This is a genomic window from Marilutibacter penaei (assembly GCF_014145395.1).
GTDB classification, from domain to species: Bacteria; Pseudomonadota; Gammaproteobacteria; order Xanthomonadales; family Xanthomonadaceae; genus Marilutibacter; species Marilutibacter penaei.
The window spans coordinates 283620-303504 of sequence record NZ_JACHTE010000002.1; the positions used below are offsets into that span (position 1 = coordinate 283620).

Consider the following 19885-nt stretch of genomic DNA (forward strand, 5'->3'; position numbering starts at 1 on the left):
TGACGCATCAGGGGCGGGGCCGCCGTGGTCGCCGTCGCTATACTCAAGCCTTCCAGGGAGAACGGGGAGGGGAGCGGGTATGGCGGATTCGGGCCAAGCGGGGACGCATGGGACAGGCCGGATGGACCACGGGCGCCGGGGTATCGGCGGGTGGCTCCGGTGTGTCGGCCTGGTGGCCGTGCTGGCGCTGTCAACCGCGTGCCAGCGGGATACGGACGGCCAACTGCCCGAAACCTCAGGCGCGAAGCCGGCGATACCGGCGGAACGCTCCGGAGAGTTCGTGCTCGACGCCGCCTATCCGGATGAACACGAGGGCGAACTGGGCATCGCGCTGGCGTTCACCCGGCCGCTCGTCGGCACCCAGGACTTCGACGCACTGCTGTCGATCACCGACGCCAACGGCGCCGTGGCCGAAGGTGCGTGGGTGCTGGACGACGAAGCACGCATCCTGCGTTTCCCGCATGTCCAGGCCGATGCCGAGTACCGGGTCGCGATCCGTCCGGGACTGACGGCGGCGGACGGGACGCTGCTGGACGAGGCCGTCGAACGCACCGTCCATACCGGTCCGCTCGAACCGGCGGTGGGCTTTGCCTCGCAGGGCAGCGTGCTGCCCGCGCGGGAGAGTCGTGGCCTGCCGGTGGTCTCGGTCAACGTGCCGGAAGTGGACGTCGAATTCCTGCGCGTCAAGGATGCCTCCCTGCCGCTGTTCTTCAGCGATTACCAGCGCGGCGGACGGCGCAGCGGCTGGGAACTGGATTCCGAATACAGCGACCGGACCCCCCTGGCGAAGCTCGCGGATCCGGTCTACCTCAATCGTTTCTCGCTCGAGGGCAAGCCCAATACGCGCACCCTGAGTTACCTGCCGGTGCAGGACATCGCCGAACTCCAGGCGCCGGGCCTGTACTTCGCGGTCATGCGTCGCGTGGGCCGTTTCAGCGATGACATGGATACCGCCTTCTTCACGGTCAGCGATCTGGGCCTGCACGTCCGCGCCTACGGCGAGTCGATGTTCGTGCACGTGGCTTCGCTTGCGAACGGCGCGCCGGTCGGCGGCACAGCCTTGCGCATCCTGGACGCTCGCGGCCGGGCGGTGCTGGAGGCCGAGACGGATCGCCACGGCAACGCGATGCTCGACTACACGCTGGACGCCGGCCACGTGGTGGTGGCGACACGCGGCGGCGACATCTCCATGCTCCCGTTGCGCCAGCCCGCGCTGGACCTGTCGGAATTCGCGGTGGCTGGTCGCCAGCAGGCCTGGTTCGACGTATTCGCCTGGTCCGGGCGTGACCTGTACCGGCCCGGCGAAACGGTCCGGGTCTCCGCGCTGCTGCGCGACCAGGATGGCCGTCCGCTTCCCGACGGGGCACGCCAGCCGCTGTTCGTGCGCTTCGTGCGCCCGGACGGCAAGACCCTGGTGGAGTCGCGGGTTACGCCGGATGCACAGGGCTACGTCCGGCACGAGCAGGTGGTGCCGGTGGATGCGCCCACCGGTCGATGGAAGGTCGAGTTCCGTACCGACCCCGAGAGCCGTGACGCCGTGCAGGGGATGGCCCTGCGCATCGAGGAGTTCCTGCCGGAGCGCATGAAACTGGAGCTGGACAGCGACGTGGACCGTCTCGGTCCAGGCGAGGCGCTGCCCTTGCAGGTCGAAGGGGCCTACCTGTACGGCGCCCCGGCGGCCGGCAACCGGTTCGTCGCCCGGCTGGCCGTGGCGGTGGAGACGCACCCCGTCGAATCGATGCCGGGTTACTTCTTCGGTGATCCGACGATTGCCCTGCCGGGCGAGTCGCGCGACGTGGTCGACGAGGTCCTGGACGACGCGGGCCGCTTCGCGATCGATATCCCGCTGCCGGAGGAAGTCCGCAAGGCGGCTACGCCGGTGGCCGCGCGGGTGGCGGGCAGCCTGTTCGAGACCGGCGGACGCAGCGTCAACCGCACGCTGGAGCGCGTGGTCTGGCCGGCCGACGCGCTGGTGGGCATCCGGCCCCTGTTCGATGCCGACGAAGGCACCGACGCCAATGCCGTGGCCGGCTTTGAACTGCGCCGCGTCGATGCCGACGGGCAGGCCCGGCCCGCCGGTGGCGTGCGGGTGACGCTCGTGCGCGAGCACCGCGACTACCACTGGGTACGCGGTGACGACGGAAGCTGGGATCACGATTTCGCGCGCCGCTACGAGGACGTCGAATCCCGCGAGGTCAACCTGGGCGACGGCGCGGTCCGGGTCGATTTCCCGGTGGAGTGGGGCGACTACCGCATCGACGTGACCGACCCCGCGACCGGACTGGTCACGCGTTATCCCTTCACCGCGGGCTGGAGCTGGAACGACGACAACCGGGGACTGGATGCGCGCCCGGACAAGGTCAAGCTGTCGTTGGACAGGACGGCGTACCGCGCCGGTGACACGTTGCGCGCGACCCTGACCCCGCCGCATCCCGGCAAGGGCCTGGTGATGGTGGAAAGCGATCGCATGCTGTACGTGCAGGGCCTGGACGTGAAGCCCGGCACGACGATCGACATCCCGGTCACCGAGGACTGGGAGCGACACGATGTCTACGTGACCGCGCTGGTGTTCCGGGGCGGCAGCGCCACGCAGCAGGTCACGCCGGCGCGTGCGGTGGGGGTTGCGCACGTGCCCATGGACCGGCGCGACCGGCGCGTGGCGGTGGGCCTGTCGATGCCCGCGCGCGTCGAGCCGGAGCGGGACCTCGTGGTCACCGTCAGCGCACCGCAGGTCGCCGGACGTACCGCGCATGTCGCGGTGTCGGCGGTCGACGTCGGCATCCTCAACATCACCCGCTTCCCCGTGCCCGATGCGGCGGCGCATTTCTTCGCACAGCGGCGGCTCGACGTCGATGCGTATGACATCTACGGCCGCGTGATCGAGAGCTTCGAGGGGCAGATGGCACGCCTCCGGTTCGGCGGGGACCTGGCGCTGCAGCCGCTGGCGCAGGCCCGGCGTCCCACGGCACGCGTGCAGACCGTGGACCTGTTCTCGGGCCCCGTGGAACTGGATGCACGCGGCAACGCCCGCGTTCGCCTGGCCGTGCCCGATTTCAACGGCAGCCTCAGGGTATCCGCGCTGGTCTACGCCGGTGGCGTGTACGGACAACGCGACGGTGAGGTGGTAGTGCGGGCGCCGATCCTGGCCGAAGCGAGCATGCCGCGCGTGCTCGCGCCGGGTGACCGCAGCCAGGTGACGCTCGACGTGCAGAACTTCACCGGCAAGGCGGGGCGCTTCAAGGTGCGGGTCGACGGGGTGGGTCCGTTGACGACGCGCGATGGCACGCGTGAAGTGACGCTCGCGCCCGAGGCCAGGACCACGATCGACGTGCCCCTCCAGGCCGGGGAAGGCCATGAGGTGGGGCAGGTGCGGGTGCGGATCGAAGGCAATGGCCGATCGGTGGATCGCCGCTACGACCTGCCCGTACGCGCGGCATGGCCTGCGGTGCTGCGTGCCCGTACGGTAGTGCTGGACGAGCTGGCCACGCTGCGTTTCGACCCGGTGATGGCCGAAGGCCTGATGGCGGGATCCATCAATGCCCGGATGTCGGTCAGCGCGATCCCTCCGATCCCCTTCGCCGCAGCGCTGCAGGGGGCATTGCGCTATCCGTATGGCTGCGCCGAACAGACCACCAGCAAGGGCTATGCGGCGCTCGAGCTGGATGACGACACCGCCCGCCTTCTCGGCGTGGCGGGGCTGGGCGCCGATGCACGGCGGGCACGCATGGAGGGGGCGCTGGGCCGGCTGGCGTCGATGCAGGCGAGCTCGGGGCATTTCTCCATGTGGGGGGGCGGGGGCGACGTCAATGCGATGGTGACGCCCTACATCGTCGAGTTCATGCTGGATGCCCGCGACGCCGGCTTCGGCGTGCCCGACAGCGTCCTGCAGAAAGCACTCAAGGTGCTGAGCGAAGACCTGCTGTCGGGAAGCCAGGGCTTCCACGGATACGACAACCGGCAGCACCTGCGCTTCGCCTACCAGGCGCACGCCGGCTACGCGTTGGCGCGGGTCAACCGGGCACCGCTGGGTACCCTGCGTGCGCTGTTCGACGATCGACGCGCCGACAGTCTCACCGGCCTCCCGCTGGTGCATCTCGGCATCGCCCTGTCGCTGCAAGGCGACAAGGCGCGCGGCGAGCGCGCGGTCGCGGCCGGCTTCGCCGTCGACAGCGCGCGGCGGCCGCGCTACCTGGGCGACTATGGCAGCCGCGTGCGCGACGATGCGCTGATGATTGCGCTCACCCATGCGCATGGCATGGCCCGCCCGGCCTACGACGCACGCTCGACGGACCTGGGGCGCGAGCTGGACGCCCGTCGCAGGACGGGCTACCTGTGGCTCAGTACCCAGGAGCAGGTCGCGCTGGCGCGCATGGGCAAGGCGCTGCTGGTGGACCAGACGCGCGAAGTGGACGGGCGCTGGACGGTGGGCGGGAGCGTTTCCCAGGCCGCACCGGCCCGGTACCTGGGTCGCGCCTTCGACGACGATGCGCTGCGTTCGGGCATCAGCTTCGATCCGGTGGGAGCGGCGCCGATGTTCGCGAGCCTCGAAGTTGCAGGCGTGCCGCGCACCCCGCCGGAGGCCGATGCCCGCGTGCTCGACATCCGGCGTGCGTGGTACAGGACCGATGGCAGTCCGTGGCAGGGCGGTGCGCTCGAGGAGGGCGACGTCCTGATTGCCGCCCTGACCATCAGCAGCGATGTCGCGATGCCGGATGCCCTGGTGACCGACCTGTTGCCGGCGGGCCTGGAGATCGAGAACTTCAACCTCGGAGACGACGCGCAATGGGGGAAGGTCGCCATCGACGGCGTCGAACTCGACGACCGTGAGAGTGCCGCCGACATCCGGCACGAGGAATTCCGCGAAGACCGGTACGTGGCGGCGCTGAAGCTGCAGCGCCGGACCCGGGCGCGGCTGTTCTACCTGGTGCGCGCGGTGTCGCCGGGGGTATACCGGGTGCCGCCGCCGGCCGTGGAGGACATGTACCGCCCCGAGCTGCGCGGCGTCGGCCCCTCGGTGCCGGCGGAGGTTCGCGTGGTGCCGCCGGACGGCGGCTAGCGCATGGCCCCTATGCGCCCGCGCAGCGGGGCAGCCAGCGGCGGCCGTGCGCGCCGCGGCGGGCTCTGGTGTGCGCTGGTCGTCATGTTGCTGGTCGATGCCGGCATGCTGGCCGATCTCGCTTTCCCGCTGCCCTTGCCGGACCCGCGCGAGGGTGGAACGGTGGTGGTGGCATCGAACGGCGCGCCGTTGCGCATGTTCGCCGACCGCGAGGGCATCTGGCGGCACCCGGTCGATCCCGGGCAGGTCTCGGGGCTCTACCTGCAAGCCCTGCTGGCCTATGAAGACCGCCACTTCCGCCACCATCCGGGCATCAACCCCGTGGCGCTGGCCCGTGCGGGCTGGCAATGGCTGCGCGAGGGCCGGGTCGTGTCCGGCGGTTCCACGCTGACGATGCAGGTGGCGCGGATCCTCGATCCGCCGAAGGGGAGCAGCCGCACGGCGAGCGCCAAGCTGCGGCAGATGGCCCGGGCGCTCCAGATCGAAGCCCACCTTTCCAAGGATGAGATCCTCTCGCTCTACCTCAACCGCGCGCCGTTCGGTGGCACGATCGAGGGCGTCGAGGCGGCCAGCTGGGCCTACCTGGGCAAACCTGCGTCGCGGCTGTCGCGGGCCGAAGCAGCGCTGCTGGTGGTGCTGCCGCAGGCGCCGAGCCGCTGGCGTCCGGACCGGGAACCGGCGCGCGCGCGACAGGCGCGCGACAAGGTGCTCGCGCGGATGGCGGACCTGGGGGTATGGACGCGCGCCGAGGTCGAGGACGCGCGCATCGAACCGGTCGTCGCCCGGGATCTGCATGCGCCCCGCCATGCGGCGCTGCTCGCACGCCGGCTCAAGGCGGCCGATCCGGACCGAAGACGGATCGAATCGACCCTGGACTTCGATCTGCAGCGCACGCTCGAGTCACGCGTCGCCAGCTACTTTTCGGCGCTGCCCGCACGCACCTCGGCGGCCCTGCTGGTGATCGACAACGCGAGCATGGAAGCCCGCGCGTACGTCGGCTCGGTTGCGTTCGCGGACCGCCAGCGGCTCGGACACGTGGACATGGTGCGTGCGTGGCGCTCGCCTGGCTCGACCCTCAAGCCCTTCCTGTACGGCCTGGCGATCGACGATGGCCTGATCCATTCGGGCAGCCTGCTCGTGGACGCACCGCAGAGCTTCGGCGACTACCGGCCGGGCAATTTCGACGCGGCCTTCAGGGGCCCGGTGACGACGGCGACCGCCTTGCAGCTCTCCCTCAACGTGCCGGCCGTGGATGTACTGGATCGCGTGGGACCGGCGCGCTTTGCCGCGCGTCTTGCGCATGCCGGCATCGACCTGCGGTGGCCCCGCGGGTCGAGACCCAACCTGTCGATGATCCTCGGGGGCACGGGTGCCCGGCTGGAGGATCTCGTCGGCGCCTACGCGGCGCTCAACCGGGAGGGGCGGGCGGGCCGCGTGCGATATCGGCCCGACGACACGCTGGACGACCGCCGCCTGCTTTCCCCGGAAGCCGCGTGGATCGTGCGTCGGATGCTCGAGGACCACCCGCGACCGGGGTCGGCGGACAGTTTCGACGAGAGTGGTCGCGCGCGTGTCGCATGGAAGACTGGAACCAGCTATGGCTTCCGTGATGCCTGGGCACTGGGCGGCACGCGCAGTCATACCGTGGGCGTCTGGGTCGGCCGGCCGGATGGCACGTCCTTGCCCGGCCAGTACGGTGCGATCACGGCCTTGCCCTTGTTGTTCGAGATCATCGACGCCCTCCCGATGCATGCGTCGGACGCGCGCCCGGCACCGCCACCCGCTGGCGTGGCGCGGCACAAAGTGTGCTGGCCCCTCGGGCAGTTGTACGAGGCCACCGTACCCGGCGCGTGCCGACGGCGCATCGATGCGTGGACGCTTGCCGACGTCGTGCCCCCGACGCTGCCCGAGCGCGACGCGCGCCTGTGGTCGGCCGGCCTGGCGCGCTTCGACGTCGATGCCGTGTCCGGCGAGCGCCTTTCGGCGAATTGCGATGCCGACCACCCCAGGCGCGCGGCCGTGGTGGCGCGCTGGCCGGCCCTGGCCACGCCGTGGCTGAGCGTCGCGGAACGCCGGGCCGCACGCCTGCCCCCGCTTGCGGACGATTGCCTGGACGACGGCCGCGAGGGGCTTGCCGAACTTCGCATCGACGGGCTGCACCCGCGCGCGATCCTCGCTGCCGCACCCGGTGCCTCAAGCGGGCTGCGCTTGCGGGTCCGGGCACTGGGCAGCGACGCCCGTATCCGCTGGCTGCTGGACGGGCGCCTGGTGGGTGAATCGGTCGGTTCCGCCCGTTTCGAGCACGACTTCGGCAACCCCGGCCTGCACACCCTGACGGCGCTGGCGGAAACCGGTGCCTGGGCCAGCGTGGAGTTCCGGGTGCTGAAGTGAGCGCTGCCCTCAGGACAGTTGCGACAGCACGTGCTCGGCACTCGACACCCGGAACTCCCCGGGCGCTTCCACGAACAGCTGCTTGACCACGCCGTCCTCCGCATACAGCGCGAAGCGCTTCGCCCGCACGCCCATGCCGTAGCCGCTGGCGTCGAGCTCAAGCCCAAGCGCGCGGGTGAAATCCGCATTGCCGTCGGCCAGCATCTTGAGGCCATCGGGCACCTGTTGGGACTTGGCCCACGCCTGCATCACGAATGGGTCGTTGACCGAAAGACAGGCCACGTCCACGCCCTGGGCCTTGAATGCGTCGAACTTCTCGATGAAGCCGGGGAGATGCTGCTCGCTGCAGGTGGGGGTGAACGCACCGGGCACCGCGAACAGCACCGCCTTGCCGGTCCCGAGCAGCTCGCGGGTGTTCACGGGTTCGGTGGACTCTCCCACCTGCTGCACGACGACGTCGGGAAGGGTGTCACCGGTCTGGATGCTCATGGCGCGGTCTCCGTTGGGGGTCCGGCAGTGTAGGCAGAATCGTGTGAGCACGGGGGCACGGCGCTTGAAAGCGTGCGGGAAGGGACTTACCTGTGCGGTGACCTGGTCTTCGCGCCCGACCCGTAGGATGGAGCGGTTGCAGGACACCATGCAGGCGCCAATGGCGCCGCGAACGGGAGCCCCCGATGCAGTTCAAGGACTACTACGACATCCTCGGCGTCGAGCCCAGTGCGGGCGACGCCGAGATCAAGACCGCCTACCGTCGCCTGGCGCGCAAGTACCATCCCGACGTCAGCAAGGAGGCCGATGCCGAAGAGCGGTTCAAGGCGATCAACGAGGCCTACGAAGCGCTGCGCGATCCGGAGAAGCGCAAAGCCTACGACCAGTTGCGTGCACGTGGATACCGCCCCGGCGATGAAGTGCAGCCGCCACCGGGCGGATTCGGCGGCGGGGGCTTCGGTGGCGTCGACTTCGAGGAGATCTTCGCCGGCGGTGGGGCAGGGGGCGGCTTCAGCGACTTCTTCGAAAGCATGTTCGGTCGCGGTCGGCGCGGCCCCGGTGGGCCCTCCGGGGGGCGCGGCCCGGCGCCGCCCCGCGACACCCGTGCCCGCCTGGCAGTGCCGCTGGAGTCGGTGTACTCGGGCAGCAGCGTGCGGATATCGGTCAACGACCGGACCCTCGACGTCAAGGTCCCCAAGGGCATCCGCGAAGGGCAGGTGATCCGCTTGGCGGGGCAGGGCGGGAATGGCGACCTGCTGCTTGAAGTGGAGTACGCCGCGCACCCCCGGTTCGAAGTGGACGGGCGCAATGTGATCCACGTGTTGCCGGTCGCGCCCTGGGAGGCCGCGCTGGGCGCCACCCTCAGCGTCCCCACGCTCGGTGGCCAGGTGGAGCTCAAGGTCCCGCCGGACTCGGAAGCCGGGCGCAAGCTGCGCCTGCGCGGCCGCGGCCTGCCCGGCACGCCACCGGGCGACCAGATCGTGGAACTCGAAGTGTTGGCGCCCCGGGCGGACAGCGACGTCCGCAAGGAGGCCTACGGCCAGTTGCGGGACGCGTTCGGCGAGGATTGGCGTCGGGCCTGACGGTGTCAGGCCCGTGATGGCAACGGCTCAGCCGGGCAGGAGCTGGCCGATGACTTCGGCGAGATCGTTTTCGCTGAAGGGCTTGGTGATGTAGGCGCGCGCGCCCTGGCGCATGCCCCAGACACGGTCGGTGTCCTGGTCCTTGGTGGTCACCAGGACGACCGGGATGTGCTTCGTGCTGGCATCGCGGCAGATCGACCGCGTGGCCTGGAAGCCGTTGAGATTCGGCATCACCACGTCCATGAGTACCAGGTCGGGGATTTCGCGCTTCGCGACGTCGACGCCGGCGGCACCGTCCTCCGCGGTCAGGGCTTCATGCCCGAGTTTCTCGACGATGCGTCGGATGCCCATCAGCTGGGAAGGTGAATCGTCGACAATGAGGATGCGCGCCATGATGTTCCCCTGGGTACTTGCCACGATTGTAGCGGGGCCGGTCGGCGTCGCAAGCGTGGCCGGCGACTGCGCCGGGGCGACACCTAGAACGTGACGAGCGTCCGCCCGAACGATCCGCCAGACAGCATCGTGCGGAACACGTCCGGGAGCCCTTCCAGGGTGACTTCGCGTGTGCAGATGCGGTCCAGATGGCGGGGTTTCCAGTCGCTGGCCAGGTGTTGCCAGACCGCTTCGCGGATGTCGCGGGCCGTGCCGGCCGAAGCCACTCCGAGCAGGGAGACGCCGCGAATGATGAAGGGCATGACGGTCGCATCCAGTGCGTGCGAGGCCGCCAGTCCGGCGCTGGCGACGTTGCCGTAAGGCGCCGTCTGCGCGAGCAGGCTGGAGAGCATCGCCCCGCCGACATTGTCCAGACCGCCGCCGAAACGCACGGACTCCATCGGGCGTGAGGTCGACAGTGCGTCGCGCCCGAGTACCTCGCTGGCACCGATGGACGTGAGGTAGTCCGCCTGCTCGGCCTTGCCGCTGATCGCGTGCACCTCGAACCCCGCGCGGCTGAAGATGTCCAGCGCCAGCGAACCGACGCCACCGGTCGCGCCGGTGACGGCCAACGGGCCAAGATCGGGCGACTGCCGGTTCTCGACCATGCGCAGCAGAGCGAGCGCGGCGGTGAAGCCCGCGGTGCCGAGGACCATGCTTTCGCGCAGGCTCAGCCCCGAAGGCAGTGGGATCACCCACTTCGCCTCCAGGCGCGCGTACTCGGCATAGCCACCGTCCCGGGTCTCGCTCAGGCCGCAGCCGGTGACCAGCACCGCATCGCCTTCCTTGAACGCCGCATCGGTCGACGCGACGACGTGGCCCGCGACGTCGATCCCACCCACCAGCGGGAAACGGCGCAGGATCTTACCCTCCCCGGTGCCCGCCAGCGCGTCCTTGAAGTTGACCGAGGAGTACGCCGTCCGGATCACCACCTCGCCGGGCGCCAGATCGTCCAGCGAGATCGACTCGATGCCACTGCGGTAGACCGCGTCGTCGTTATGGATGCGGAAGGCCTGGAACTGCGTGGACGTCATGCCGGGGTCCTGTCGTGCACGGGACCCTCATTCTGGCCGCTGCGTCCCCGCGGTGGAAGTGCGACGCCGGCCGGGTCGCCCATGGGCCGTCAGTCGTCGAGGATCTCGACCATGGTGCCGACCCCGGCGCCGATCATCATGCCGCTGCCGGTATGTCCCGACATGGAACCGATGCCGCCACCGATGCTCGCGCCCGCCATGGTCGCGCATGCGGTGAGCGACAACAGGGCGATGATGGGCAGCAACCTGAACTTCCTGGACATGGAACACCTCCCGCGAATGCGCATCAATGGGCCGTCGGATTGCCTGCACGCACGACATCGAGCCAGATCACGCCCATCACCGGCACGTCATGGCGCTCCGGGTTCGCCTGGTACCAGCGCGTCACCCGATCGGACAGCTGGTCGAGCGACAGGTTCGCCACGGCCTGGCGGGTACGTTCGCTGGCGGGGGAGACCGCCTGCGATCGTCGCTGGGCGTAGGCGACCTCCATCGCGATCATGTTGCCGGCGCCGATCAGGAAGGCCTTGCGGATCTCGGGGGACGAGGCCAGCCACATGTCGCCATCGACGACCGCGTCGCGCGCGCTGGTGGCCTCCTGGGCGTTGGCAAGGGGTGCAGCGAAGGTCAATCCGCAGGCCAGGCACAGGCCTGCCAGGGTCAGCGTGATTCGGCTCATCCTGCCTCTCCTTCGATGTCGGGGTGCCGCTCCTGCAAAGCGACACGCACGGCGCCCGATGCAGTGATGACGCCGGTCATCGTCGCGCAGGCGTTGTTAGCGGGAGGCGAAGGCGCCCGGGCCGTTCGTGGCCGGGCGGGGCCATCGGGAGTGCCTTGCCGGGACCGTGCTCAACGCAGCGCGGCGCGCCGCTTGCCATCCAGCCACTTGTCCGCCTGCGCAGGCGTGTAGGCCCGCATCCAGGCCAGCATCGTCGGGATGTCGTCGCCATGCCAGAGGTCGGCACGCTGGTCCGGGTGGAGGAAGCGCTCTTCGACCATGCGATCGATCATCGCGACCAGTGGCGAATAGAAGCCTTCGACATCGAGGAAGGCGCAGGGCTTCTGGCCGATCCCCAGCTGCCGCCAGGTGAGCATCTCGAACATCTCGTCGAGCGTGCCGAAGCCACCCGGGAGCGCGATGAAGCCATCGGCGATGTCGAACATCCGCGCCTTGCGTTCGTGCATGTTCGCGACCACGTCCAGGCGGGTCAGGCCCTTGTGCGCGACTTCCCATTCGACGAGCTGCTGCGGGATGACCCCGATGACTTCGCCACCACCCTCGAGCACGGCGTCGGCGACGATGCCCATCAGGCCGACGTTGCCGCCGCCGTACACCAGGCCGATGCCCTCGGCCGCCAGCCGGTGGCCCAGCGCCATCGCGCGCTCGGCGTAGGCCGGTCGCGAACCGGCGTTGGAACCGCAATAGACGCAGACGTTTCGCATGGCGTTGTTCCCGGTCGAGGGTCAGAAACGCGAACGGCCCGGTCAGTGCCGGGCCGTCGCAGGTCGGGGCGGTCAGTTCGCCTTGTGGATGGCGCGCTTGTCCACCGCCATGGCGGCGTCGTGGATCGCCTCGGACATGGTCGGGTGCGCGTGGCAGATCCGGGCCAGGTCGTCGGCCGAACCCTTGAACTCCATCGTCAGCACGCCTTCGTGGACCAGCTCGGAGACATTCGCGCCGACCAGGTGCAGGCCGAGGACGCGGTCGCTCTCGGCATGTGCGATGACCTTGGCGAAGCCCACCGGCTCGGCCATGGCGACCGCGCGGCCAACCGCCGCGAACGGGAAGCTGCCGACCTTGTACGGCACGCCTTCGTCCTTGAGCTGCTGCTCGGTCTTGCCCACCCAAGCGATCTCGGGTTCGGTGTAGATGACCCACGGGATGGTGTCGAAATTGACGTGCCCCGGCAGGCCGGCGATCAGTTCGGCGACCGCGATGCCCTCCTCAAAGCCCTTGTGCGCCAGCATCGGTCCGCGCACGCAGTCACCGATCGCCCAGACGCCGTCCACGCCGGTGTGGCAGTGCGCGTCGACCTCGATCTGGCCGCGCTCGTTGAGCTTCACGCCGGTGTCGTCGGCCAGCAGGCCCTTGGTCGCGGCGCGGCGGCCAACGGCCACCAGCAGCTTGTCGACGGTCAGGGTCTGCTCGCCCTTGGCGTCGCTGTAGGTGACCAGGACTTCCTTCTTCTTGCCCTTGCCCTTGGTCTCGGTGGCGCTGACCTTGGCGCCCAGGCGGATGTCCAGGCCCTGCTTCTTGAACTCGCGTGCAGCGGTCTTCGACACTTCGGCGTCGGCGACGGCGAGGAAGTCCGGCAGCGCCTCGAGGATGGTGACCTCGGCGCCCAGGCGCTTCCACACGCTGCCCAGCTCCAGGCCGATCACGCCCGCGCCGATGACGGCGAGGCGGTTCGGGACCTCGGTGAAGTCCAGCGCGCCGACGTTGTCGACGATGCAGTCGCCATCGAACTTCGCGAACGGCAGCTCGATCGAGTCGGAGCCGGCGGCGAGGATCACGTTGGTGCCCTTGAGCTCGACCTCGGAGCCGTCGTGCTGCTTCACCTTGACCACGTTGCCGTTGTGCAGGGTGCCGAAGCCGAAGAACGCCTTGACCTTGTTCGCCTTGAACAGCATCTCGATGCCGCCGGTGAACTGCTTCACGATCTTGTCCTTGCGGCCGACCATGGTCGCGACATCGATCTTCGCGTCCTTGAAGCTGATGCCGTGCTGGTCGAACAGGTGGCCCATGTTCCAGTACTGGCGGGACGAATCGAGCAGCGCCTTGGACGGGATGCAGCCCACGCGCAGGCAGGTGCCGCCGAGCGCGGGCTTGCCGTCCTTGCCGAGCGCGGCGTCGATGCACGCGGTCTTGAGGCCGAGCTGGGCGGCGCGGATGGCGGCGTGGTAACCGGCCGGGCCGGCGCCGATCACCACTACGTCGAAGGTCTGCTGTTCGCTCATGTCAGGTGCGTCCTATGTCGGGTGCGGCAAGGCCCCGCCACTCGGCGGGACAGGCGGGCATTACATGCCCAGCAGCATGCGGTGCGGGTTCTCGAGCTGGTTCTTGATGTCGACCAGGAACAGCACCGCGTCCTTGCCGTCGATGATGCGGTGGTCGTAGCTCAGCGCGATGTACATCATCGGCGCGGCGACGACCTGGCCGTTTTCGACGATCGCGCGCTCCTTGATGGCGTGCATGCCGAGGATGGCCGACTGCGGCGGGTTGACGATCGGCGTCGACATCAGCGAACCGAAGGTGCCGCCATTGGTGATGGTGAAGGTGCCGCCCTGCAGGTCGTCCAGCGACAGCTTGCCGTCGCGGGCCTTGGTCGCGAACTCGGCGATGGCCTGCTCGACCTCGGCGAAGCCCATGCGCTCGACGTTGCGGAGCACCGGCGTGACCAGGCCCTTGTCGGTCGAGACCGCGATCGAGATGTCGGCGTAGCCGTGGTAGATGATGTCGTCGCCGTCCACCGAGGCATTGACCGCCGGGTGGCGCGCGAGGGCGTTGGCGGCGGCCTTGGCGAAGAAGCTCATGAAGCCGAGCTTGATGCCGTGCTCCTTCTGGAACGCTTCGCCCAGCTGCTTGCGCATGGCCATGACCTTGCCCAGGTTGACCTCGTTGAACGAGGTCAGCATCGCGATCGATTCCTTGGACTGCATCAGGCGCTCGGCGATGCGCTTGCGCATGCGCGTCATCGGCACGCGCTCTTCCGGTCGGGCACCGCCGGCCTGGCCGACGCCGCCGGCGCGGGCGTAGTTCAGCAGGTCCTCCTTGGTCACCGCGCCGCGACGGCCGGTGCCTTCCACGCCGGCCGGATCGATGCCCTGGCTGACGGCGGTGAAGCGCGCGCCCGGCGGCAGGTCGTCGGTCTTGCCGGCGGCCTTCGGCGCCTCGGCCTTCGGCTGCACCGGCTTCGTGTCGGCTTCCTGCTTGGCGGCTTCCTTCTCGGCACTCTTGCTCTGTGCCTTGGGCGCCTCCTCGGCGACGGCGCCTTCCTCGACGAGGCCGAGCACCTGGTCGCTGGTCACCGTATCGCCTTCGTTGAACTTGATGTCCTTCAACACGCCGTCGACGGGCGACGGCACTTCGAGCACGACCTTGTCGGTTTCGAGGTCCACCAGGTTCTCGTCGCGCTTCACCGCGTCGCCGGGCTTCTTGTGCCAGGTGGCGATGGTGGCGTCGGAGACGGACTCGGGCAGGACGGGGACTTTGATCTCGGTGCTCATGGGCTGGGCATCCTGGAGGGCATGGAGGGCGAGGCGGAGGGCAGGCGGGCGCGGGTCATTCCGGACCGGCGTCGCCACCCAGCGGGTTGGTCAGGGCATCGGCGACGAGCCTGGACTGCTCGGCGACATGGTCGGCGTAGTGGCCGGCGGCCGGGGAAGGCGAGCGCGACCGACCGGCATAGTGCAACACCTGCTTGCCTTGCAGGCAGAAGGTGAGGTGGTGGCGGATCTGGTACCAGGCGCCCTGGTTCTGCGGCTCTTCCTGGCACCAGACCACGTCGGTGGCCTTGGGGAAACGCGCCAGCTCGGCCGACAGCAGCTCGCGCGGGAACGGATAGAGCTGTTCGACGCGCACGATGGCGACATCGCCGAGGCCGTCCTTCTGCGCCTGCTCGAACAGGTCGTAGTAGACCTTGCCGCCGCAGACGACGACCCGCTTGACCTTCTTCGGGTCGGCGGCATTGTCCGGGATCAGCTGCTGGAAACTGCCGTCGGCCAGCTCGTCGAGGGTGGACACGGCCAGTTTGTGGCGGAGCAGCGACTTCGGCGTCATGACCACCAGCGGCTTGCGGGTGGTCATGCGCATCTGGCGGCGGATCATGTGGTATGCCTGCGCCGGCGTGGTCGGCGTGCAGACGATCATGTTGTCGAGCGCGCACAGCTGCAGGAAGCGCTCAAGTCGCGCGGAGCTGTGCTCCGGACCCTGGCCCTCGTAGCCATGCGGGAGGAACAGCGCGAGGCCGCACAGTCGGCCCCACTTCGCCTCGCCCGAACACAGGAACTGGTCGATGACCACCTGGGCGCCATTCGCGAAGTCGCCAAACTGCGCCTCCCAGATGTCCAGCGTCATCGGATCGGTCGTCGAGTAGCCGTACTCGAACGCCATCACCGCCTCCTCGCTGAGCAGCGAGTCGATGATGGTGACGTCGGAGGGGTTCTCGACCAGCCGTCGCAGCGGCAGCACGTACTCGTCGGTGCTCTGCTCGTGCAGGATCGCGTGGCGGTGGAAGAAGGTGCCGCGGCCGCAATCCTGGCCGACCAGGCGCAGCTTGTAGCCTTCGTCGACGAGGGTGGCGTAGGCGAGGTTCTCGGCGAAGCCCCAGTCTCCTGAGAGGTCGCCGGCGGCCATCTTGCGACGGTCCTCGTAGATCTTCGCGACGCGGGGGTGCAGCTTCACCGAGTCGGGGATCTCGTTGATCATGTCGGCCAGCTCGCGCAGTTTCCCGCCGTCGAAGGTGGTGTCGACCGGATCGCTCAGGCGCCCCTTCAGGAAGGTCGGCCAATCGATGGTGAACTCGTCGGACTGGGTCTCGGCCAGTTCGGTGGTCACTTCCCCCGCGTCGAGACGGTCGCGATACGCGTCGACCAGCCCCTGGGCCTCGTCGGCGGTCAGGGTGCCCTCGGCCACCAGCCGCTCCGCGTACATCGCGCGCGGGGTCGGGTGCTTGCGGATCTTCTGGTACATCAGCGGCTGCGTCGCCGCCGGCTCGTCGGCTTCGTTGTGGCCGTGGCGGCGGTAGCAGACGAGGTCGATCACCACGTCCTTGCCGAAGGCGTTGCGGAAGTCCAGCGCCAGCTCGGCGCAGAACACCACGGCCTCCGGGTCATCGCCGTTCACGTGGAATACCGGCGCGCCGACCATCTTGGCGACGTCGGTGCAGTACAGCGTCGAGCGCGCGTCCTGGCGCTCGCTGGTGGTGAAACCCACCTGGTTGTTGATGACGACATGGACCGTGCCGCCGACCGCGAAACCGCGGGCCTGCGACATCTGGAACAGCTCCATCACCACGCCCTGGCCGGCGAACGCGGCGTCGCCGTGCATGATGACCGGCAGCACCTGCGCGCGGCCCTTGTCGCCGCGGCGGACCTGGCGCGAACGCACGCTGCCGGCCACCACCGGGTCGACGATCTCCAGGTGCGACGGGTTGAAGGCCAGCGCCAGGTGGACCGGACCGCCCGGGGTGACCACGTCGGCCGAGAAGCCCATGTGGTACTTCACGTCGCCGGTGTGCGCACGGTCGTCCTGCGGGTGCTCGAACTTGCCCTCGAACTCGTCGAACAGCTGGCGTGGCGGCTTGCCGAGCGTGTTGACCAGCACGTTGAGGCGGCCGCGGTGGGCCATGCCCATGATCACGTCCTGCACGCCCTCGCTGCCGGCGCGGCGGATCAGGGTGTCCATCAGCGGGATCAGGCTGTCGCCGCCTTCGAGCGAGAAGCGCTTCTGGCCGACGTATTTGGTGCCGAGGTAGCGCTCCAGGCCTTCGGCCGCGGTCAGGCGCTCCAGGATGCGCTTCTTGTCGTCGGCGCTGCGACCGAACTTGCCGGCCGCCTGTTCCAGTCGCTGGTACAGCCAGCGGCGCTGCTCGGCATCCGAAATGTGCATGAACTCGGCGCCGATCGGGCCGGTATACGTGGCCTTCAGCAGGTCGAGGAGCGGCCCGAGCTTCATCCGCTCCTTGCCGGCGACGCCACCGGTGCTGAATTCGGACGAGAAGTCGCTCCTGCTCAGGCGGTGGAACGGCAGGTCGAGGTCCGGCGCGTCGGGCTTCTCGGTGAGGCCCAGCGGGTCGATGTCCGCGCCCAGGTGGCCACGCGAACGGTAGGCCGTGATCAGGCGGCCGACCGAACGCTCGCGCTCGTCGCCCGAACCGGGCGCGCCGGCCTTGCCGGACTGGCGGGCGGCTTCCGCGATGCTGTCAAGCACCGCCGAATGCGGCAGGTCGCCGGCCTCGCGCCCCTTGAAGCCATCGAAATAGGCTTTCCATTTCGCCCCGACGCTGTCGGGATCGACGAGGTACTGCTCGTACAGGTCTTCGATGTAGGCGGCGTTGGCGCCGAGCTGCGACGACTGGGCAAACTGCTTCAGGAGGCTGTCCACGATGGCATCGGGAAACTCAGGGGAAGGGAGGTTGGCCCCGACCGGGGTGCGCCAGGCGCATTAACAGGGGCCAAGACACGGAATTATAACGTTACCGCGGGGGGCTTCGGCCACCATCTAAGGTCGAAGGGGGCGGCAATCCCGTCCGGCGGGTCAGGTGGGGCTCAGAGTCCAATGGCGCGGAACTCGCTGCACGGGCGGGCGCGCTCCCAAGTCTCCTGGAAACGGGCCCGCAGCTGGCGCATGCGCGGGGCGTCATCGAGCGCGGCTTCGCCCTCCAGCCGGTGGCCCAGGGGCCGCTCGAACCAGTCGCCGCGGTCGTTGAAGGCCAGCGCGCCGGCATAGGTCAGGTCCACCGGTTCCTCGATGACCCGGAACAGCACGCCGGAGGGGCGTCGCTGGGACAGGCCGATCAGGGGAGCGCGCGCCTGGCGTGGCGCGTATGCATCATGCAGCAGCACGCGCACTTCGCCGCCGCGCTTGAGCAGGTCGCGGGCCGCCTCGATGAAGGCAGGCTCATCCAGCAGGCCGGGGTCGAGTTCGCGGCTCTGGATCGCCAGCTCGCGTCCGGCGCGGAAGGCAAGCGCCTGCATCGTCGCGCGGGCCGCATCGAAACGGTCAACCGTCGCGGGCCCGTCGAGGGAGCGGTGCATGGCCTGGTGGACGATGCCGGCCTCCTCGAAAACGGGACCGCGGGGCAGGAAGCCGTTACGGACATAGAACGGGATCGCGGACGCTTGCGCGTGCAGGGCCACCGAGGGCCAGCGATGCGCGCGCGCGCGATCGAGAAGTGCGGCCAGCATCGCGTCGCCGACGCCGCGACCACGCCATCCGGGCAGGACGGCCATGCGGCCGATGCGGCGCTCCGGGGTCAGGCGGCCGGTACCGATGGGGCCCCCGGCTGCGTCGCGGGCGAGGACGTGGTCGCACAGCGGGTCGGCGGCATCCCGCTCAAGGTCGGCGGGAACGCCCTGTTCGTGGACGAAGACGGCCTCGCGCACCTGCCGCAGGGCGCCGTGCGCGGCCGTGTAGTCGACCGTCTCGACGGTGAACGCGGGCGTCACTTGGACGTTCACCCGCCGAGGTCCCCGTCGCCCTCGTCGGTGTCGAGCACGTAGTGTCCGGCACGATAGAGGTCGAAGACGACGTCGCGGCCCGTCTGGGTGAGTGCGCGGTACGCTTCGCCGTCGAGCGCGGTGCCATTGGCGATACACGCGGCGTCGCTCGCGGGGAGCGGCAGGACCTGGCCGCTCGCGAACAGGCGCCCCTCGCGCCCCGACGAGCGCCACGCCATCCGCGACCACGGGTGGCGGACCAGCCGCGCGCCCTGGTCGAGATCCCATTCGATCTCGATCCGCGAGCGTTCCGGCCCGGAGGGCATCACTTCGCCCGCGCTGCGGTACAGCGTGATGAAACGGCCGAACCAGTCGCCGAGGCGGTCCGGATCGTTCATGCGCAGCATGTTGAGCGCTTCGACCGCGCGGTTGATCGCTTCGACATCGATTTCCGCCGGGTCGGCAGGCGGTGCCAGGTCGGGATCGCGGTAGCGCAGGCGGTCGTCGGCCTCGGCGGCCAGGGTGTCGACGAAGTCGCCCAGCAACTCGGCGGCCGACGGCGCGCGCATCCCGACCGAGAAGGTCAGGCAGGCATCCTCGGCGACGCCGTGGTGGGGGACGCCGGGCGGCAGGTACAGCATGTCGCCGGGGCCCAGCAGCCAGTCGTGGGTCGGATTGAACTCGCGCAGCAGCTTCAGTTCGACATCGTTCCTGAAGTCGACGGGCGGCGAATCGGACGCATCGATCTGCCAGCGACGATGGCCCTGCGCTTGCAGCAGGAACACGTCGTACTGGTCCACATGTGCGCCGACCGATCCGCCGGGCGCCGCAAAGGACACCATGATGTCGTCGATGCGCCAGCGCGGCAGGAACCGGAAGTGTTCGAGCAGTGCGGCGATGTCGGCATCCCACTTGTCCACGTCCTGGACCAGCAGGGTCCAGTCCTGGTGGGGCATGCCGGGAAACTCGTCTTCCTCGAAGGGCCCGGTACGCACGTGCCAGGCGTCGCGGGGGCGATCGTGGCTGATGATGCGGGCGAGCGCGGCTTCCTCGCAGGCCAGGCCGGCGAGGTCCTCGGGTTCGATTGGCGATACGAAGTCCGTGAACGCATTGCGGATGAGTAGCGGCCGCTTCTGCCAGTAGTCGCGAAGAAAATCGGCCGGGGCCATGCCCAGCGGCGGTTGCTGGCGACCGTCGACTTCGATCACGGGTGCGCCCTTTGCGGGCGCTGGGGGTCTGGT

14 protein-coding genes are annotated in these 19885 nt (G+C 69.3%); 3 read left to right on the forward strand and 11 right to left on the reverse strand.

Features of this window, described 5'->3' with window-relative positions:
• Window positions 1-121: 121 nt before the first annotated feature.
• Complete coding sequence (locus H4F99_RS03600) at window positions 122-5056, forward strand: alpha-2-macroglobulin family protein (RefSeq protein WP_182668352.1); 4935 nt, start codon at window positions 122-124, stop codon at window positions 5054-5056.
• 3 nt (window positions 5057-5059) lie between these two features.
• Window positions 5060-7447, forward strand: a complete 2388-nt coding sequence (pbpC, locus tag H4F99_RS03605; protein ID WP_182668353.1) for a penicillin-binding protein 1C — start codon at window positions 5060-5062, stop codon at window positions 7445-7447.
• 9 nt (window positions 7448-7456) lie between these two features.
• Here the strand turns inward: pbpC and H4F99_RS03610 are convergent, their stop codons facing one another.
• Window positions 7457-7936, reverse strand: a complete 480-nt coding sequence (locus H4F99_RS03610) for a peroxiredoxin (RefSeq protein WP_182668354.1) — start codon at window positions 7934-7936, stop codon at window positions 7457-7459.
• Between the two features lie 185 nt (window positions 7937-8121).
• On the opposite strand from H4F99_RS03610, the gene H4F99_RS03615 reads away from it, so the two are divergent.
• A complete protein-coding gene (locus H4F99_RS03615; protein WP_182668355.1) occupies window positions 8122-9018 on the forward strand; it encodes a DnaJ C-terminal domain-containing protein in 897 nt (298 codons plus the stop codon).
• A gap of 27 nt (window positions 9019-9045) precedes the next feature.
• On the opposite strand, the gene H4F99_RS03620 is transcribed toward H4F99_RS03615, so the two are convergent.
• From H4F99_RS03620 to H4F99_RS03665, 10 genes are all read right to left on the reverse strand, one after another.
• Window positions 9046-9411 (reverse strand): response regulator, encoded by a 366-nt coding sequence (locus H4F99_RS03620; RefSeq protein ID WP_182668356.1) that lies wholly within the window; start codon window positions 9409-9411, stop codon window positions 9046-9048.
• 83 nt (window positions 9412-9494) lie between these two features.
• The gene (locus H4F99_RS03625) at window positions 9495-10484 is read right to left on the reverse strand and encodes a YhdH/YhfP family quinone oxidoreductase (RefSeq protein WP_182668357.1); all 990 of its coding nucleotides are present in this window, start codon (window positions 10482-10484) and stop codon (window positions 9495-9497) included.
• An 89-nt stretch (window positions 10485-10573) separates the two neighbouring features.
• Window positions 10574-10747, reverse strand: a complete 174-nt coding sequence (locus H4F99_RS03630; protein WP_182668358.1) for a hypothetical protein — start codon at window positions 10745-10747, stop codon at window positions 10574-10576.
• Window positions 10748-10770: 23 nt separating this feature from the next.
• Complete coding sequence (locus H4F99_RS03635; protein ID WP_182668359.1) at window positions 10771-11163, reverse strand: hypothetical protein; 393 nt, start codon at window positions 11161-11163, stop codon at window positions 10771-10773.
• Between the two features lie 170 nt (window positions 11164-11333).
• Entirely contained in the window at window positions 11334-11927 is a 594-nt protein-coding gene (locus tag H4F99_RS03640; protein WP_182668360.1) for an LOG family protein, read from the reverse strand.
• 72 nt (window positions 11928-11999) lie between these two features.
• Entirely contained in the window at window positions 12000-13442 is a 1443-nt protein-coding gene (lpdA, locus tag H4F99_RS03645; protein ID WP_182668361.1) for a dihydrolipoyl dehydrogenase, read from the reverse strand.
• A 60-nt stretch (window positions 13443-13502) separates the two neighbouring features.
• Entirely contained in the window at window positions 13503-14711 is a 1209-nt protein-coding gene (gene sucB, locus H4F99_RS03650) for a dihydrolipoyllysine-residue succinyltransferase (RefSeq protein WP_182668362.1), read from the reverse strand.
• Window positions 14712-14766: 55 nt separating this feature from the next.
• Window positions 14767-17589, reverse strand: a complete 2823-nt coding sequence (locus H4F99_RS03655; protein ID WP_182668363.1) for a 2-oxoglutarate dehydrogenase E1 component — start codon at window positions 17587-17589, stop codon at window positions 14767-14769.
• A gap of 164 nt (window positions 17590-17753) precedes the next feature.
• Window positions 17754-18665, reverse strand: a complete 912-nt coding sequence (locus tag H4F99_RS03660; RefSeq protein ID WP_343064127.1) for a GNAT family N-acetyltransferase — start codon at window positions 18663-18665, stop codon at window positions 17754-17756.
• Window positions 18662-19852, reverse strand: coding sequence for a ribosomal protein uL16 3-hydroxylase (locus H4F99_RS03665; RefSeq protein WP_343064128.1), 1191 nt, complete (start codon window positions 19850-19852; stop codon window positions 18662-18664). The genes H4F99_RS03660 and H4F99_RS03665 overlap by 4 nt, the downstream gene beginning before the upstream one ends.
• Window positions 19853-19885: the final 33 nt, after the last annotated feature.

Bases quoted from the DNA above. Each gene is read 5' to 3' on its own strand.
- H4F99_RS03600 (WP_182668352.1), top strand. From the start codon at position 122: ATGGACCACGGGCGCCGGGGTATCGGCGGGTGGCTCCGGTGTGTCGGC.
- pbpC (WP_182668353.1), top strand. From the start codon at position 5,060: ATGGCCCCTATGCGCCCGCGCAGCGGGGCAGCCAGCGGCGGCCGTGCG.
- H4F99_RS03610 (WP_182668354.1), bottom strand. From the start codon at position 7,936: ATGAGCATCCAGACCGGTGACACCCTTCCCGACGTCGTCGTGCAGCAG.
- H4F99_RS03615 (WP_182668355.1), top strand. From the start codon at position 8,122: ATGCAGTTCAAGGACTACTACGACATCCTCGGCGTCGAGCCCAGTGCG.
- H4F99_RS03620 (WP_182668356.1), bottom strand. From the start codon at position 9,411: ATGGCGCGCATCCTCATTGTCGACGATTCACCTTCCCAGCTGATGGGC.
- H4F99_RS03625 (WP_182668357.1), bottom strand. From the start codon at position 10,484: ATGACGTCCACGCAGTTCCAGGCCTTCCGCATCCATAACGACGACGCG.
- H4F99_RS03630 (WP_182668358.1), bottom strand. From the start codon at position 10,747: ATGTCCAGGAAGTTCAGGTTGCTGCCCATCATCGCCCTGTTGTCGCTC.
- H4F99_RS03635 (WP_182668359.1), bottom strand. From the start codon at position 11,163: ATGAGCCGAATCACGCTGACCCTGGCAGGCCTGTGCCTGGCCTGCGGA.
- H4F99_RS03640 (WP_182668360.1), bottom strand. From the start codon at position 11,927: ATGCGAAACGTCTGCGTCTATTGCGGTTCCAACGCCGGTTCGCGACCG.
- lpdA (WP_182668361.1), bottom strand. From the start codon at position 13,442: ATGAGCGAACAGCAGACCTTCGACGTAGTGGTGATCGGCGCCGGCCCG.
- sucB (WP_182668362.1), bottom strand. From the start codon at position 14,711: ATGAGCACCGAGATCAAAGTCCCCGTCCTGCCCGAGTCCGTCTCCGAC.